This is a genomic window from Stutzerimonas stutzeri, from assembly GCF_024448715.1.
Classification (GTDB): Bacteria; Pseudomonadota; Gammaproteobacteria; order Pseudomonadales; family Pseudomonadaceae; genus Stutzerimonas; species Stutzerimonas stutzeri_AR.
This window is the reverse complement of the sequence record NZ_JAMOHZ010000008.1, coordinates 222,631-239,363: the sequence shown is the minus strand read 5'-3', so window position 1 is coordinate 239,363 and position 16,733 is coordinate 222,631. Positions and strand designations below refer to the sequence as shown.

Below are 16,733 nucleotides of genomic sequence, written 5' to 3'. Positions count from 1 at the left end.
TGCGAGCGAGCCGCCATGCGCATTCTGGTCATCGAAGACAACCGAGACATTCTTGCCAACGTGCTGGATTTCCTCGAACTCAAGGGCTACGTGGTCGACTGCGCGCAGGATGGGCTGAGCGGGCTGCACCTGGCGGCGACCAGCCACTACGATTTGATCGTGCTGGACATCATGCTGCCGGGTATCGACGGCTTGCAGGTGTGCAAACGCCTTCGCGAAGACGCCCGGCGCGATACACCGATCATCATGCTGACGGCGCGCGATGCGCTCGATGATCGCCTGCAGGGGCTCGGCGTCGGCGCCGACGATTATTTGATCAAGCCGTTCGCGCTGTCGGAGCTGGTCGCGCGCATCGAAGCTGTGCTGCGGCGCAGCCAGGGCTCGCGTAAAAATGAGCTACAGGTCGGCGATCTGCATTACAACCTCGATACGTTGCAGGCCACTCGTGGCGGCCAGCCGTTGCGGCTGAACCCCATCGGCCACAAGCTGCTGACGATCCTGATGAAGAAGAGCCCGGCGGTGGTGCGCCGCGAGCAGCTGGAAGAAGCGCTATGGGGCGACGATATCCCCGACAGTGACAGCCTGCGCAGCCATATTCACCAGTTGCGCCAAGTACTCGACAAACCCTTCGCCGCGCCGCTGCTGCACACCGTGCATGGAGTCGGCTTCCGCCTGGCGGAGATGCCCCATGCTGGCTAAACAGCCATTCGCGCGTCGCATCGTCATTGCCTTTACGTTGACGACCCTGGCGGTCAGCGGCATCTTCTCGCTCGGTATCGTCGCGGTGGTGCATTCCATCGAGGAGCATCTGGTAACCGAGGAGTTGGGCCGCGAGCTGGATATCGTGCTTAACGAGGATCTGCGCCAGGGCGTTGCGCCGCGTCTGGATTCAAGTACCTCGTTCTATGCCTCGAACATGCCCCAGTACGCTGTGCCTGATGAGTTGGCAGGGTTGGCTGAGGGTTTCACCGAGTTGGTCAGGGGCGATGAGGCGTATTACGTCTATGTCCGTGAAAGCGCGGGCGAGCGCTATCTCCTGGTCCAGGAGCAACATGAATTCGAGGCCCGTGAAAATGTGCTGTTCAATGTGGTGCTCGGGGGGTTTCTGCTCAGCGTTGCCGGCGCGTGGTTACTTGGCCTACTAATGGCGCGCACGGTAATGGCACCCGTGACGCGCCTGGCTCAGCAGGTGCGCCATCGCGATCAATTGCATCCGCTGGCGCCACCGCTGGCGCTGCAATATCCCGACGACGAAGTGGGCCATCTGGCTGCGGCCTTCGACAGTACCCTCGGCCAGCTGCGTCAGACTCTGGAGCGCGAGCGGCTGTTCACTGCCGATGTCAGCCACGAGCTGCGCACGCCGCTGATGGTCATTCTCGGCGCTTGTGAGTTGCTCGATCAGGCCGAGTTGCCGGGCAAGGCCGGTACCCAGGCGCAGCGCATTGAACGCGCAGCAAAGGAGATGCACGAATTGGTGCAGACCTTTCTGATGCTGGCGCGCGCGCGGCCGGAGCAGACAGCGCTGGGCGGCAGCGCCAGCTTGACCAGCGTCACCGAGGAACAGGCCGAACGCTGGGGGCCGCTGATGCGCGACAAGGGGCTGAGTTTCGAGGTGATCGCCGAAAGCCACAGTGCGGGCGAATACAACCACACGCTGTTGAGCACGGTGATGTCCAACCTGTTGCGCAATGCCCTGCACTACACCGAAACCGGCACGGTATGCCTGATTCTCGAGCGCACCGGGTTTCGCGTCGAAGACACCGGCGTCGGCATTCCACTGGATCAGCAACAACTCATGTTCCAACCATTCGTGCGCGGCGCCGAGGCGCGCGGTGAGGGGCTCGGGCTGGGCCTGTCACTGGTCAAGCGGATCTGCGCGCATCAGGGCTGGCAAGTCGGCGTACAGCAGCGTCAACCCCAAGGCAGCTGCTTCCGGGTACGGCTGGACGGCGACGCTTGACATTTTTTTCACATCCTTTTGACAGAGCCTTGATCCCGGCCTCGCTAATTTGGCGTTCTGCTTCTAACCGGAACGCCCGCCATGACGAGACCGAGCCCCATCGAACTGGACTTCTCGCGCAAATACGACCGCGAGCACGCCCATCAGTACCTGCAAAAACACCAGGACGGCCTGGCTCGACGCCTGTCGCACTGGCGTGACGAGCAACTAGCGCGGCGCGCGCTGAAACTTGCCGGCGACCCCGATCTGGTACTCGACCTGCCCTGCGGCGCCGGGCGTTTCTGGCCGCTGCTGGCCGAGCACCCAAGCCGGATGATCCTTGCCGCGGACAATTCCGCCGACATGCTGGCGATCGCCCAGGCCGCGCAGCCGCTGGAAGTGGTCAAGCGGGTGGAAACCTTCCAAACCTCGGCGTTCGCCATCGACATGGGCAATAACGCTGTCGACAGCATCTTCTGTATGCGCCTGCTGCACCACATTGCCGATCCGGCTCATCGACTGGCGATGCTGCGTGAATTTCATCGGGTCAGCCGCGACACGGTGATTCTGTCGCTATGGGTAGATGGCAACTACAAAGCCTGGAAACGCAAGCGCCTGGAGCGCCGTCGCCCGGCCAAGGCCAACCAGAATCGCTTCGTGGTGCAACGTTCGGTGGTCGAGGCCGAGTTCCGCCAGGCCGGCTTCGACATTGTCGGACACAACGACTTCCTGCCCGGTTACGCCATGTGGCGGGTCTACGTGTTACGCAAAAGGGGCTGAGCATGGTCGGACAGATTGTTCTATCGAGCCCCAGCCCAGTCAGTAGCGTGTTTCAGCGCTGGTGGAATGCTCAGGGTGAATGGGTCGAGCCACCCAATGTGCGTCGCGACGGCGAAAGTGGCGTGCAGCTCCTCCAGCCTCGCGACCGTTCGAGGCCAGCGCTCTACTGCAAACGTCAGGTTGGGCATCTGTACCGCTCGCTGCGTCATCCTTTCGGCCGGCCGACCGTGTTGCGCGAGCAGGTTGCGCTGAGCGCATTCGAGCGACTCGGGGTGCGCGTGCCGGAACGGGTCTACTGCGGCGCTAGCCGAGAGGGCGGCCGCTGGCAGGCGCTACTGGTTACCGAAGCATTGCAGGGCTTCGTCAGTCTCGATGCCTGGTACCGCGACGGCGCGCAGCGGCGATACGGCGATGTCGTGCACCGGCAGATGTTGCAGCAGCTCGGCGTTACGCTTAGTCGTGTGCACCGTGGCCGCTGGCAGCACGGTTGCTGCTACCCCAAACACATCTTCATTCGGCCGAGCGATGGCGGCACAAGCGTCGAGATCGCATTGCTGGATCTGGAAAAGAGCCGTCGTCGCTTGCGCCGCAGCGCGGCCTCCCGGCACGACCTGCGCCAGCTTTACCGCCACCGCGACGAGATACCGCTTACGGATCTGCACCTATTCAGAGAAGCCTATGACGCTGCCTTCGCCAATGGTGGAGGGCCCGATGAGCACTGAAGGTTTGGTGCCGGTGGTCACCGATGCCGTGGCCCTGAAAGGCCGTCGGGGCATGCGGCGAATCATGCTTGCTGGCGGCTATTCGCTGGCCGGCCTGAAGGCAGCCTACGTAGGCGAAGCGGCTTTCCGCCAACTGGTGCTGCTCGCAGTGCTGCTGATCCCGTTGGCTTTCGTCGTCGATGTCAGCCGGGCCGAGCGGGCAATCCTGATTGCCGTTGCGTTGCTGGCGCCGATCATCGAACTGGTCAATTCGGCCATCGAGGCCACTGTCGATCGCATCTCCCTGGAACTGCACCCGCTATCCAAACAGGCCAAGGACATGGGCAGCGCGGCGCAACTGCTAACGCTGTGCCTGATTGGCCTGATCTGGGCGGTAATCCTGCTGTAGCCCGCCCGGCCGACAAGGACCTTTTGCATGAACAAGCAGCCGGCCGCGCAAGGGCTTGACCGACGGTGCGGTAGCGGATGCACGCTGATACGTCCGATGTGCTCGATGCTGTGTCACTTGGCGGCGCGGATACGGCCGCCACTGACCAGCGCGGCGACTTGCCGGGCAAAGGCTTCGATGGAGAATGGCTTGGTGATCAGCTCCAGGCCTTCACCGATGAAGTTGCCCTTCATCAGCGCATGCTCGGCGTAGCCGGTCATGAACAACACCTTCAGCTCGGGCTGACGGGTCCGGGCGAGATCCGCCAACTGCCTGCCATTCAGGCCAGGCAGGCCGACGTCGGTGACCAGTAGATCCAGCTGCACGTCGGTTTCCAGAACCGCCAGCCCGGTCGGGCCATCGTGGGCCTGCAGAACGTTGTAGCCCATGTCCTGCAGCACGTTCGCCACGACTGAACGTACAGTCGGCTCGTCCTCCACCAGCAATACGCTGCCGCCACGTAGCGGTTGGGGCGTTTGCTGCGTCAGCTCGACGACGCCCTCAGGCAGTTGCACCGCATGCTGGCGCGGGAGGAATACCGACACCGAGGTGCCAACGTCGGGCGCACTCTTGATTTGTGTGTGCCCTTCGGATTGGCGGGCGAAACCGTAAACCATGGACAGCCCGAGGCCGGTGCCCTGGCCGATGGGTTTGGTCGTGAAGAAGGGGTCGAACGCGCGCGCGATCACCTCCGGCGGCATTCCGCAGCCGGTATCGGTGACGGTCAGGCAGACGTAGTCACCGCCAGCGACCTGTAGCTCGTCGGCCGCTTCCTGGGCGGCGAGATGCACGTTGCGGGTCTCGATGGTCAAGGTTCCGCCGTCGGGCATGGCGTCGCGGGCATTGATCGCCAGATTGAGGATCGAGCTTTCGATCTGGTGCAGATCGCATTGGGTCAGCCAGAGGTCATCAGCAAGCAACTTACGGATACGGATGGTCTCGCCGAGTGTGCGCTGCAGCAGGTCGTCCAGCGAAGCCACCAGTCGATTGAGGTCGATGGTTTTCGGGGCGAGCGGTTGTCGACGCGAATAGGCTAAAAGCCGATGCGTCAGGCCGGCCGCGCGTTGAGCCGAGTCGATAGCGGCATCGACATGGCGCGGCAGCTCGGCCGCGCGGCCCTGGTCAAGTCGTCGCCTGGCCATTTCCAGCGAACCCACGATGCCTTGCAGCAGGTTATTGAAGTCATGGGCGATGCCGCCTGTCAGCTGGCCGATAGCCTCCATCTTCTGTGCCTGGCGCAATACTTCGTGAATGTGTTCGAGCTCTGCGGTGCGTGCTTTAACACGCGCTTCCAGGGTTTCGTTGAACTGGCGCAGGGCCTCTTCGGCCCGCCGACGTTCGGTGATTTCGCGCTGCGCCGATTCGAGCAGTCGTGCGTTATCGAAGGCCACCGCTGCATGCCCGGCCACACCGGCCATCAGCCATTCATGGCGGGCGGTGAAAACAGCAGACTTTTCGTGCCCGAACAACAATGCCCCGAGCACCTCACCCGTGCGCGACACCACCGGGATCGCAAGGTAGCTGGTGACCGGCAGATGGCCGTGTGGCATGCCAAAGTGCGGCCCGCTCTTGCCGTAGCGCGGGTCCTGGGTGATGTCATCGGACCGGATGATTTCCGTGCCGGCGAAGCTCGGCGCAAAGACTGCCGTCGCACGTGGCTGGGGAAAACGTGAGAACGCTTCGCGAGGTACACCGGCTAGCGCATAGAGGGTATGGGTGACGCCTTCTTCGTTCTGTATGTTGTAGAAGAAAGCGCCGAACTGGGCGCCGGTCAGCTCGACCCCGGCGTCAGTCACCATTTGCACCATTGTTTCGAGGTTGAGCTCGGCGGCCAGACGACCGCCGATGCGGTTGAGAATTTCCAGGGCTTGCCGATCAGCGATCAGCTCCTCGCGGCTATCTGGCGAGGGCGGTACATCAATTTGCATAGGCAACACCCGCAATTAGGCTTAACCACAACTACCTATTGGTGGGACAACGCATGTCCCTGAGCAGCTCCTGCAACCGCTCGAAACATGCGACGAGCTGCAATCTGAATCACTTTTTATCTGCGAGTCAGCAATACGCCCGACTCCATGTGGTGGGTATAGGGAAACTGGTCGAACATTGCACAGCGCTCGATGCGATGAGTGTCGTGCAGCTGGGCGATATTCGCCGCCAGAGTTTCCGGATTGCAGGAAATGTAAAGGATGCGCTCGAAGCGGCGGGTCAGCTCGCAAGTGTCCGGGTCCATGCCGGCGCGCGGCGGGTCAACGAAAACGCTGCCGAAGGCATAGCTTTTCAGGTCGATGCCGGCCAGACGGCGGAACGGGCGCACCTCGTTCAACGCCTGGGTCAGTTCTTCTGCAGACAGCCGCACCAGGCTCACGTTGTCGATGCCGTTGTCGTCGAGGTTGGCCAGCGCTGCGTTCACCGAGGATTTGCTGATCTCGGTTGCCAGCACCTTGGATACGCGGGTCGCCAGCGGCAGGGTGAAGTTGCCGTTGCCGCAGTAGAGTTCCAACAGGTCGTCGTCGCGCTCGCCGAGCACCTCGTGTGCCCAGTTGAGCATCTTCTGGCAAACCTCGCCGTTGGGCTGGGTAAAGGCGCCTTCCGGCTGGCGATAGCGGAAGCTGCGACCGGCTACGACCAGCTCTTCTTCGACATAATCGCGACCAATGACGATGCGTTTGCCCTTCGAGCGTCCGACGATGCTAACTCCCAGGTTGGCAGCGAGCTGCTCGGCTTCGGCCTGCCACGCGTCGTTCAGCGGGCGATGGTAGGCGAGGGTGATCAGCGCATCGCCGGACAAGGTGGTCAGGAACTCGACCTGGAACAGCTTAAAGCTCAGTGTTTCGCTGGCCTGCCAGGCGGCTTTCAGTTGCGGCATTAGCTCATTGATGCGGCGGCTGGCGATGGGGAACTCGTCGATCAGGATCGGCGTGTGCTTGTCGCCCTGCTCGAACATCGCGTAATGGCGCTGGCCGTCCTCGCGCCACAGGCGAAATTCGGTGCGCAGCCGGTAGTGCTCACGCGGCGAGTCGAACACCTCTGGAGCCGGCGCGTCGAAGGGCGCCAGCAGTTCGACCAGCCGGGCGGCTTTCTCGGCGAGTTGGGCGTCGTAGGTGGCGGGGACGAATTGCGGACGGCTCATGGAAACTCTTGGAGTGATAGGTAAATCGGAGGGTGGCTGACGCTTCATCCATCCACCGTTACCCATGGAAAGTGAATGAAGAAGGGGTCGTCTACCCTACGCAAATGGTGGGCGCGGATTGTACGGTCGCCAACACTAGTTGTCAGGGGCCGCGCCTTCGTGTTTTCGCCCGGTCTGGTGGGCTGAAGCCCACCCTACGATTTTCCGCACTCAGTACCCTGGGCTGGGCGGCGTTCCGCTTCAACCCACCGAACCGCTGTAGGGTGGGCTTCAGCCCACCGCTAAGAAAAGACCTCAGCCGTTAAAGAAGCCCAGCTTGATCACGAACAGGATCGACAGAATCCACATCGCCGGACTCAGGTCACGCCAGCGGCCTGCGAGCAGCTTGATCGCGGTCCAGGCGATGAAGCCGAAAGCGATACCGTTGGCGATGGAGAAGGTCAGCGGCATAGCCAGCGCGGCGATGACCACCGGCGCGGCGACGGTGAGGTCATCCCAGTCGATATTGGCCAGGCTGCTCATCATCAGCACCGCGACGAACAACAGCGCCGGCGCGGTCGCATAGGCCGGTACTGCGCCGGCCAGCGGCGCGAAGAACAGGCTGAGCAGGAACAGCAGGGCGACCACGCAGGCGGTCAGGCCGGTGCGCCCGCCGGCACTGATGCCAGCTGCGGATTCAATATAGCTGGTGGTGGTTGAGGTACCCAGCGCAGCGCCAGCCATGGTCGCGGTGCTGTCGGCCAGTAGCGCGCGGCCCAGGCGCGGCATCTTACCGTCTTTGTCCAGTAGATTGGCCTTCTGCGCCACGCCGATCAAGGTACCGGAAGTGTCGAACAGATCGACGAAAAGGAAGGCGAAGATGACGCTGAGCAGGCCGATGTCCAGCGCGCCGGCAATGTCGAGTTGAAGCAGCGTCGGCATAAGCGACGGCGGCATCGAGACCACGCCGCTCAGCTCGGACAGACCGAGCAATATCGACAGGCCGGTAACGACCAGAATGCCAATCATCACCGCGCCGGTGACCTGACGGTAGGCCAGCGCGGCGATCAGGAAAAAGCCCAGGCAGGCCAGCAGCGGTCCGCCCGCAGTTAGGTCGCCGAGGCCTACGAGCGTCGCAGGATTATCGACAACGATGCCCGCATTCTTCAGCGCAATGATTGCCAGAAATAAGCCGATACCGGCGGCGATGCCTGAGCGCAGTGCCAGCGGAATGCTGTGAATGATCCACTCGCGAATCTTGAAAATCGACAGCAGGAAGAAAATCGCGCCGGAGAGAAATACCGCGCCCAGCGCAGTCTGCCAGGTGTAACCCATGGTCAGCACCACGGTGTAGGTAAAGAACGCATTCAGACCCATGCCCGGCGCCAGCGCGATCGGATAGTTGGCCAGCAGGCCCATGATGGCCGAACCGATGGCGGCCGCCAGACAGGTAGCGACGAACACCGCACCATGGTCCATGCCCGTTTCAGCGAGGATGCTCGGATTGACGAACAGAATGTAAGCCATGGTCAGAAAGGTGGTGAGACCGGCCAGCATCTCGGTGCGCACGTTGGTGTTATGCGCCTTGAGTTGAAACAGCTTCTCCAGCATGGTCAATCCTCTTGTTGCCGGTCGTTGATCTGGCGGTTGGGTTTGCCGCTTCTGTGAGCAGCTTGTTCGCTACAGCAAAGCCTATCCGGGTGCTGCCCGCAAAAGCCGCGCATCTTACACTGGCGCCGCGGCGGGTTGAATTGCGCGGCAGATTCATCGTCGCGTCAGTACTTACTTCGCCCTAGCCAGCGAACAGGCTGTACACCGTCTCGTAGGATGAATGAAGCGGCGCTGCTACAAAAAGAACGCCTTGGCCGAACGCACGTAACCCATCAGCGCCGTCACGCGGATCAGCGATCGAATATTGCGCTCGCCACGCCTGCTAATTCCCACTTCCCATACGGCGCTTCGCACGCTACCCGGCTGAACGATTTTTTCCCCTTGGCAGTCGTACCCCTAGACGCAGGGACAGCGCACCAAATGCCTGAGGTCTCCGGCGAATCTGCTTAGAACAGGTGCCGGATGCCCTTCAAACCGTGAGGCTGTCATGAGCGAAAACGCTTCCAACGCAGGGGGCATCGCCGCCTGCTCGATCACCCTTCAACTCAATGGGCAGAGTCGACAGGTCGAGGTCTACCCGTGGACCACGCTGCTCGATCTGCTGCGTGAACAGCTGGCCCTGACCGGCACCAAAAAGGGCTGTGACCATGGTCAATGTGGCGCCTGTACGGTGCTGCTCGATGGCAAGCGGATCAACAGTTGCCTGACTCTGGCGGTGATGCACGACGGCGCTGAGCTGACCACCATCGAAGGGCTGGCGCAGGGCGAGGCGTTGCATCCCATGCAAGCCGCTTTCGTCAAACACGATGCCTTCCAGTGCGGCTACTGCACGCCGGGGCAGATCTGCTCCGCGGTGGCGCTGGTCGCTGAAGGCCGTGCGCAGACCCGCGACGAGGTGCGCGAACAAATGAGCGGCAATATCTGCCGCTGCGGTGCCTACCCGAACATTCTCGCGGCCATCGAAGAGGCGACGCCCGAGACGCGCGAACGCCTCGCCGGCGCGCAGGAGGTGACGCCATGAATCCCTTCAGCTATGCCCGCCCGGCCAGCGTCGATGAAGCCATCGGCCAGTTCCGCCCGGACAGCCGCTACATCGCCGGCGGCACCAATCTGCTCGACCTGATGAAGGAAAACGTCACCCGTCCGACCCAGCTGATCGACATTACCCGCCTGCCATTGGCCGACATCGAGGAAACCGCCGACGGCGGCCTGCGCATCGGTGCGCTGGTGAGCAATGCCGATCTGGCTTGGCATCCGCTGGTGGAACAGCGCTATCCGCTGCTGTCCCAGGCGATACTTGCCGGCGCCTCGCCGCAGCTGCGCAACATGGCTACCACCGGCGGCAACCTGCTGCAGCGCACCCGCTGCTATTACTTCTACGACAGCACCACGCCGTGCAACAAACGTGAGCCGGGCAGCGGCTGTTCGGCGCGCAATGGCCTCAACCGCATCCACGCGATTCTCGGCCACAGCGACGCCTGCATTGCGGTGCATCCGTCCGATATGTGTGTGGCAATGACCGCGCTGGAGGCGGTGGTGCATGTGCAAGGGCCGCAAGGCGAGCGGCGTATCGCCTTCGCCGATTTCCACCGCTTGCCTGGTGATGAGCCGGAACGTGACAACACCCTGGTCGATGGTGAGTTGATTACCGCCGTCGAGCTGCCGCCGCAGGGCTTCGCCGGTCACAGCTGTTATCTCAAGCTGCGCGACCGCGCCTCCTACGCCTTTGCGCTGGTTTCGGTAGCCGCGGCGCTGGACGTCGACGCTACCGGCATTCGCGGCGCGCGCATCGCCCTCGGCGGGGTGGCACACAAACCCTGGCGCAAAGCCGAAGCCGAAGCGGCGTTGACTGGCGAACCGGCGGACGAAGCCGCATTTTCTGCCGCCGCCGACATTCTTCTCGAAGGCGCCAGCGGCTTCGAGCACAACGCCTTCAAGATCGAACTGGCCCGACGCGCCATCGTTCGTGCCCTGACCGACGCCGCCAAAGGAGCCGCCCGATGACGCCAGCCAATTCCCCGTTCGGCCAACCTGTCGACCGCGTCGACGGCCCGCTCAAAGTCACCGGTCAGGCGCGCTACGCCAGCGAGTTCCACGTGCCTGGACTGCTCTATGGCAGCGTGGTCAACAGCAGCATCGCCCGTGGGCGGATCGTCAGCATTGACGCGAGCGCGGCGGAGGCCGTACCCGGTGTGGCGTTGGTACTGACCCATCAGAACCGTCCGCCGATTGCCAGCTACGACAAGCCCTACGAGGATGAAGATGCGGCCGATGGCTCGCCGTTTCGCCCGTTGTTCAACGATCGCATCCTCTACAGCGGCCAGCCGATCGCGCTGGTAGTGGCGGAAAACCTTGAGCTGGCGCGTCACGCCGGCAGTCTGGTGCGTGTGGAATACGCGTCAGAGCCGCATCGCACCGATCTGCTGAGCGAGCTGGAAACGATGCACAAGGCGCCCGCCGAAGTGCCGCCGCCTCGCGGCGATGTCGATGGTGCGTTGCGGGGCGCCATGCTCAAGCTCGATCGGGAATACAGCACGCCGGTCGAACACCACAACCCGATGGAGCCGCACGCGTCCACCGTGCACTACCTGCCTGACGGCAAGCTGGAAATCTACGACAAGACCCAGGGCGTGCAGAACTGCATGCGCTATCTGGAAGGTGTGTTCGGCATGGAAGGCAAGATTCGCATCCTCTCGCCCTTCGTTGGCGGCGCTTTCGGCTCCGGTCTGCGCCCGCAGTATCAATTGCCACTGGCGGTGATGGCGGCGCTGAAGCTCAAGCGCTCGGTGCGGGTCACCTTGAAGCGCCAGCAGATGTTCACCTTCGGCTACCGTCCGCGGAGCATCCAGCGCCTTTCCATCGGCGCAGCGCCCAACGGACAGCTAGAGGCGCTGAGCCACCAGGCTATCGGCCAGACGTCCACCTTCGAAGACTTCACCGAACACGAGGTCGAGTGGTCGGGGATGCTCTACCAGTGCCCCAACGTGAAGCTGGATTACCAGTTGGTGCCGCTGGACGTCTACACGCCGCTGGATATGCGTGCGCCGGGCGCGACCATTGGCGTCTATGCACTGGAATGCGCCATGGACGAACTGGCCTACGCGGCGGCCATCGACCCGCTGGCGCTGCGCCTGAAAAACTACACCGAGCGCAATGGAAACGAAGACAAGCCTTACTCCAGCAAGGAGTTGCGTCAATGCTACGAGCAGGGCGCCGAACGCTTCGGCTGGTCGCGCCGCTCGATGGAACCACGCAGCATGCGCGACGGCAATCAGCTGATCGGCTGGGGCATGGCGACCGGCGTCTGGGAAGCCATGCAAATGCCAGCCAGCGCCAAAGCCTGCATGGAGCCTGGCGGGCGGCTGGTGGTTAGCAGCGCCACCGCTGATATCGGCACCGGAACCTACACCGTCATGACTCAGATCGCGGCTGCCGCTATGGGCTTGCCCTTGGAGCAGGTGGAGTTTCGGTTGGGTGACTCCAACCTGTCCAAGGCGCCGCTGGAGGGCGGTTCGGCCACGGTATCTTCGGTTGGTAGCGCGGTGCAGAAGGCCTGCGAAGAGCTCCGGCAGAAACTACTGGATGCGGCCCAGCAATCACCGGTTTCGACGTTCACCGGGGCGAAACTCGATGACGTCGAATTCGTCGATGGGCACATGCGCCTGAAAGCGGCTCCAGAAACGAGCGTCGAGGTCGGCCAGATCGTTGCGGTGAGTGGCATGTTGGAAGCCGAGGCGCGCGTCGAACCGGGCGAGAAGCGCAACGAGTACGCCACCGCCACGCATTCGGCGGTGTTCGTCGAGGTTCGCGTGGACGAATCGCTGGGCACGGTGAAGGTCAGCCGCGTGGTCAGCGCGGTGGCGGCCGGGCGGATCGTCAATCCGAAGACGGCCGGTAACCAGATCGTTGGCGGCGTGGTCTGGGGCATCGGTATGGCGCTGCACGAGGAGACCATGATCGATCATACACTCGGTCGCTACATGAACCACAACCTGGCCGAATACCACGTGCCAGTGAACGCCGACATTGGCGAGATCGACGTGATTTTCGTCGAGGAAAAGGACGAAATCGTCAACGCGCTCGGCTCCAAGGGCGTCGGCGAGATTGGCATCGTCGGCGTTGCTGCGGCAGTGGCAAACGCCATTTACCACGCCACTGGCAAGCGCGTGCGCGATCTGCCGATCACTATGGATAAGTTGCTCTAGACGGCTGGAAGCTGTAAGCGTCTCTGGTGGGCTGAAGCCCACCCTACATTGGTGGCACGGAACGCTACAGCCAGTAGGGTGGGCTTTAGCCCACCATGGAGTGATATTCGTGGGCTGAAGCGAAGCGTCGCGCGGCCCCACCTACGGTCTGCGGTTGAACAGGTTGTCGTGTGGCCGATAGGGTACGAGGCGCTTGAAGCGTCGTTTGTTGGGGGCAGTTGAGCCCGCTAATCTAGGTCGCGGTGCAACTGGTCGCGGTTAGTCAAGGTCGGGAACAGCTTCATCCAGGTGCCGGCGATGAGCAGCGTACCGACCCCGCCGATCACCACCGCGGGCACGGTGCCGAACCAGTGTGCGGTGAGGCCGGATTCGAACTCGCCGAGCTGATTCGACGCGCCGATGAACAATCCATTCACTGCGCTCACCCGGCCACGCATGGCGTCGGGCGTTTCCAGCTGCACGAAGGCGCCGCGGATCACCATGCTGATCATGTCCGCCGCGCCAAGAACTACCAGCACACCCATCGACAACCAGAACGAAGTCGACAGGCCGAAGGCAATAGTGGCGACACCGAACACCCCAACGGCGGCGAACATCACCCGTCCGACTCGCCGGTTGATCGGGTAACGCGCCAGCCATAGTGACATTAGCAACGCGCCCACTGCGGGTGCCGAGCGCAGCAAACCGAGGCCCCAGGGGCCGGTGAGCAGGATGTCCTTGGCAAATACCGGCAACAGCGCGGTGGCGCCGCCGAGAAGCACCGCGAACATATCCAGCGAGATGGCACCGAAGATATCCGGGCGGCTGCGGATAAAGCGCATCCCGGCGAGCAGATTATCCATTGCCGGACCGGTCTGCTTCGGCGGCGCAGGGCGCTTCGGCAGGCTCAGCATCAAACTGCAGGCGAGGGCAAAGAGCAGCGCCACCGGGCCGTAGACCCACAGTGGGCCGATGGCGAACAGCAAGCCTCCGAGCGCGGGGGCGACGATGGTCGCGGTCTGCATCGCGGAGGACGAGGCGGCCACTGCGGCTGGGAACAGCGGGGTCGGCACCAGGCTCGGCAACAGCGCCTGAGTCGCCGGCCCTTCGAAGGCTCGTGCGGTGCCGAGTAGAAAGGCCAACACGAAGATCATCTCGCGGGTCACGCCGAGCCCACCGGCGCCCAGCACGAGCGCCAGGGCGATCAGGCCTTGCAGACCCTGGCACAACGCAGCCACCCGACGACGGTCGAAGCGATCGGCAACGTGCCCGGTCCAAAGAATGAACAGCGCGCGCGGCAAAAATTCGGCCAGCCCGACCAGGCCCAGGTCCAATACGTTGCCGGTCAGCTCGTACATGTGCCAGCCGATGGCCACGGCAAGCATCTGAAAACCGCTCGCGGTGAATACGCGGGCAAACCAGAACTTGACGAAGGGGCGTTGATGGCGCAACAGCAATTTAGCGTGGGTAGACATCAGGCAGACGCGGACGGGGCAGGGCCGGGCAGATTAGCACGCAGCCGTGCCGACGCAGCGCGGGTTACGCGGCTGCGTTCGCTATTCGCACCGATTCTAGTTGGACGCTTAGGTAGGGTGTGCCTGACGGCGTTCCGCTTTAGTCCACCACAAAATGGAGTGATACGGTTTCTGGTGGGCTGAAGCCCACCTACGATGCTGCGTGGGCACGCAAACTTCCGGAGCACTTCTCGCGGTCTGGTAGGGTGGGCTTTAGCCCACCCTAATGGTGCGACACCGGTGTTTCTTGGGTGTCCGCGGAAAGGCCTGTTCTCGCTGCGAATTGCTGATGCTCAGGCGAACCGATGCCTCGCTCACGCCTTGATCGCCCGCAGGATGACGAACTTGGGCGTCGCCGCGACCTGCTCGACCTTTCCGAATAGCCGCTTGAGCTTGAGGTGGTAGCCGAGGTGGCGGTTGCCGACGATCCACAATTCGCCGCCTTTGCCGAGCGCCGCCTTGGCCTGGGTAAACATGCGCCAGGCGAGGAAATCGCCAACTACCTGTTGTTGATGGAACGGTGGATTGCACAACACTAGATCCAGCGATTCTGGAGGATGTTCGGCCAGCCCGTCACCGGCACGGATATCGACCGGACGGTTACCGAGAATGGCGTCCCAGTTCTCTTGTGCCGACTGCACCGCCATGTAACTCTCGTCGACCAGTGTCAGCTGCGCCTGCGGATTGCTCAGTGCGTAGACGATGCCGAGCACGCCATTGCCGCAACCCAGATCCGCGACGCGCAGGTTGCCGAGTGCTTTGGGCAGATGCGGAAGGAAGGCGCGCGTGCCGATATCGAGGTCCTCGCGGCAGAACAGGTTGGCGTGGTTGATCAGTTCGATGCCCGGCTGATCGAGACGATAACGGGTCGGATAGGGCGAGCGTGGTGATGGTTTGTCGGCAGGCGTCGCGGTCAACAGTCGAGCCTTTTTCACTGCAAGCGAGGCCTGCACCGGGCCGATGTATTTCTCCAGCAGATCGCCCGCAGCGCGCGGCAGGTGCTTGATCATCGCGGTAGCGATCACACGTGCGCCCGGTGCCAGCTGGCCGTGCAGGCGGATCAGCTGCTCTTCCAGCAAGGCCAGGGTCTTGGGCACGCGAATCAGCACGCGGTCGAATGGGCCCTGCGCGACTTCGCTGGCTGGCACGAAGGCCACGCTTTCCGAAACCAGCGCGTTGCGTTGCAGGTTCTTCTGTAGCGCCAGGTACGCCAGGTGTGAATCGCCGCTGCTGGTCACCTGCGCTTGCTGCGCCAGCGAACAAGCCAGGGCCCCGAAGTTATCGTTGAGGATCAGTATCCGGGTATCGGTCGGCAAGGCCTGCTCATGCAGCTGCGCCAGTAGATACTCGTCGGCCGCATCGAAGGCTTGTAGCGGTTCGTTCGGTTGTTCGGGCTGGCGGATCAGGTCGAGACTGGCGTACGGGGTTTCGAGAATAGGCATAAGAACTGGCGGTGTTTGTGGGCGTCGGAATGGAGTATCAAGGGTGTAACCCCGCGAATCCGCAGATGTCCGTGAAGGGAGCGAAGTATGACCGTCAGCGAAGAGAAGTTCACCCGCCAGCGCCTGCTTGAGGTGCAGACGCTGACGCCGAGTCTGTTCACTCTGCGCACTACCCGCGATCCGGGTTTCAGATTTACGGCTGGCCAATTCGCCCGTCTCGGTGTGCGCAAATCCAGCGGCAGTATCGTCTGGCGTGCCTATTCCATGGTGTCGGCGCCACATGACGAGTTTTTGGATTTCTTTTCCATCGTGGTTCCGGATGGCGAATTCACCAGCGAACTGAGCCGCTTGAGACCCGGCGACGAGCTGCTGGTGGACAAGCAGGCATTTGGCTTTCTGACCTTGGATCGCTTCATCGATGGTCGCGATCTATGGCTGTTAGGGACCGGCACCGGTGTCGCGCCGTTTCTTTCGATCTTGCAAGACTTCGACGTCTGGCAACGCTTCGAGCGCATCATCCTCGTCTACAGCGCGCGCACCGCATCCGAACTGGCGTATCAGGACCTGATTCATGAGCTGCCGCAGCGTGATTATCTGGAAGGACTCGGGTCGAAACTGACTTATTTGCCGGTCGTTACCCGCGAAGACGTTCCGGGAGCGCTAAACGGACGTATCACTCGCCTGATCGAAAGCGGCGAACTGGAACGCGCCGCCAATCTAGCGCTGGAACCCGAGCATTCGCGGATCATGCTTTGCGGCAACCCGCAGATGATCGAAGACACCCGCAGCATCCTCAAGACACGTGGCCTCAACCTAGCGTTGACCCGCAGGCCGGGGCAGGTGGCGGTGGAAAATTATTGGTAGGTATCGGCTGAAGCCGGAAGTTAGAAGTTAGAAGTTAGAAGGAAAAGTAACATGCATCGTAGGGTGGGCTTCAGCCCACCAGTATTCCAGGCGCCGGTGTGCGCCGTGGTGGGTAAAGCCCACCCTACGGTGTTAGCC

14 protein-coding genes are annotated in these 16,733 nt (G+C 62.5%); 9 read left to right on the top strand and 5 right to left on the bottom strand.

The genetic code is table 11. The annotated features are described in order from the left end of the window. Positions 1-15 precede the first annotated feature (15 nt). From NAV33_RS17910 to NAV33_RS17890, 5 genes are all read left to right on the top strand, one after another. Complete coding sequence (locus NAV33_RS17910) at positions 16-699, top strand: response regulator transcription factor (RefSeq protein ID WP_255982554.1); 684 nt, start codon at positions 16-18, stop codon at positions 697-699. Continuing rightward, positions 689-1,960 carry a sensor histidine kinase gene (locus NAV33_RS17905; RefSeq protein ID WP_255982552.1) on the top strand — a complete coding sequence of 424 codons (1,272 nt, stop codon included), beginning with the start codon at positions 689-691 and terminating at the stop codon, positions 1,958-1,960. The genes NAV33_RS17910 and NAV33_RS17905 overlap by 11 nt, the downstream gene beginning before the upstream one ends. A gap of 81 nt (positions 1,961-2,041) precedes the next feature. Next, positions 2,042-2,719 carry a class I SAM-dependent methyltransferase gene (locus NAV33_RS17900; RefSeq protein WP_255982551.1) on the top strand — a complete coding sequence of 226 codons (678 nt, stop codon included), beginning with the start codon at positions 2,042-2,044 and terminating at the stop codon, positions 2,717-2,719. Between the two features lie 2 nt (positions 2,720-2,721). Further along, positions 2,722-3,441, top strand: a complete 720-nt coding sequence (locus NAV33_RS17895; RefSeq protein ID WP_255982550.1) for a lipopolysaccharide kinase InaA family protein — start codon at positions 2,722-2,724, stop codon at positions 3,439-3,441. After that, complete coding sequence (locus NAV33_RS17890) at positions 3,431-3,829, top strand: diacylglycerol kinase (RefSeq protein ID WP_255982549.1); 399 nt, start codon at positions 3,431-3,433, stop codon at positions 3,827-3,829. The genes NAV33_RS17895 and NAV33_RS17890 overlap by 11 nt, the downstream gene beginning before the upstream one ends. Positions 3,830-3,942: 113 nt before the next feature. Here NAV33_RS17890 and NAV33_RS17885 read toward each other — a convergent pair whose 3' ends face one another. The 3 genes from NAV33_RS17885 to NAV33_RS17875 form a co-directional block, all read right to left on the bottom strand. Next, positions 3,943-5,796, bottom strand: a complete 1,854-nt coding sequence (locus NAV33_RS17885) for a GAF domain-containing hybrid sensor histidine kinase/response regulator (RefSeq protein ID WP_255982547.1) — start codon at positions 5,794-5,796, stop codon at positions 3,943-3,945. Positions 5,797-5,912: 116 nt separating this feature from the next. Then, on the bottom strand, positions 5,913-7,001 hold the full coding sequence (trmA, locus tag NAV33_RS17880; RefSeq protein WP_255982544.1) for a tRNA (uridine(54)-C5)-methyltransferase TrmA: 1,089 nt from the start codon (positions 6,999-7,001) through the stop codon (positions 5,913-5,915). A 294-nt stretch (positions 7,002-7,295) separates the two neighbouring features. Next, a complete protein-coding gene (locus NAV33_RS17875) occupies positions 7,296-8,591 on the bottom strand; it encodes an NCS2 family permease (RefSeq protein WP_255982542.1) in 1,296 nt (431 codons plus the stop codon). Between the two features lie 487 nt (positions 8,592-9,078). Here NAV33_RS17875 and NAV33_RS17870 point away from each other — a divergent pair, with 487 nt between their 5' ends. Genes NAV33_RS17870 through NAV33_RS17860 form a run of 3 tightly spaced genes read left to right on the top strand, consistent with a single transcriptional unit; the run spans position 9,079 to position 12,796 of the window. After that, a complete protein-coding gene (locus NAV33_RS17870; RefSeq protein WP_255982540.1) occupies positions 9,079-9,612 on the top strand; it encodes a (2Fe-2S)-binding protein in 534 nt (177 codons plus the stop codon). Continuing rightward, the gene (locus NAV33_RS17865; RefSeq protein WP_255982538.1) at positions 9,609-10,595 is read left to right on the top strand and encodes an FAD binding domain-containing protein; all 987 of its coding nucleotides are present in this window, start codon (positions 9,609-9,611) and stop codon (positions 10,593-10,595) included. The genes NAV33_RS17870 and NAV33_RS17865 overlap by 4 nt, the downstream gene beginning before the upstream one ends. Continuing rightward, positions 10,592-12,796, top strand: a complete 2,205-nt coding sequence (locus tag NAV33_RS17860) for a xanthine dehydrogenase family protein molybdopterin-binding subunit (RefSeq protein WP_255982536.1) — start codon at positions 10,592-10,594, stop codon at positions 12,794-12,796. Before NAV33_RS17865 ends, NAV33_RS17860 begins: the two co-directional genes overlap by 4 nt. Positions 12,797-13,023: 227 nt before the next feature. Here NAV33_RS17860 and NAV33_RS17855 read toward each other — a convergent pair whose 3' ends face one another. Next, positions 13,024-14,250, bottom strand: coding sequence for an MFS transporter (locus tag NAV33_RS17855; RefSeq protein ID WP_255982533.1), 1,227 nt, complete (start codon positions 14,248-14,250; stop codon positions 13,024-13,026). A 353-nt stretch (positions 14,251-14,603) separates the two neighbouring features. After that, entirely contained in the window at positions 14,604-15,731 is a 1,128-nt protein-coding gene (locus tag NAV33_RS17850; RefSeq protein WP_255982531.1) for a methyltransferase, read from the bottom strand. 87 nt (positions 15,732-15,818) lie between these two features. On the opposite strand from NAV33_RS17850, the gene NAV33_RS17845 reads away from it, so the two are divergent. Then, a complete protein-coding gene (locus NAV33_RS17845; RefSeq protein WP_255982529.1) occupies positions 15,819-16,595 on the top strand; it encodes a ferredoxin--NADP reductase in 777 nt (258 codons plus the stop codon). The last annotated feature ends 138 nt before the right edge of the window (positions 16,596-16,733 follow it).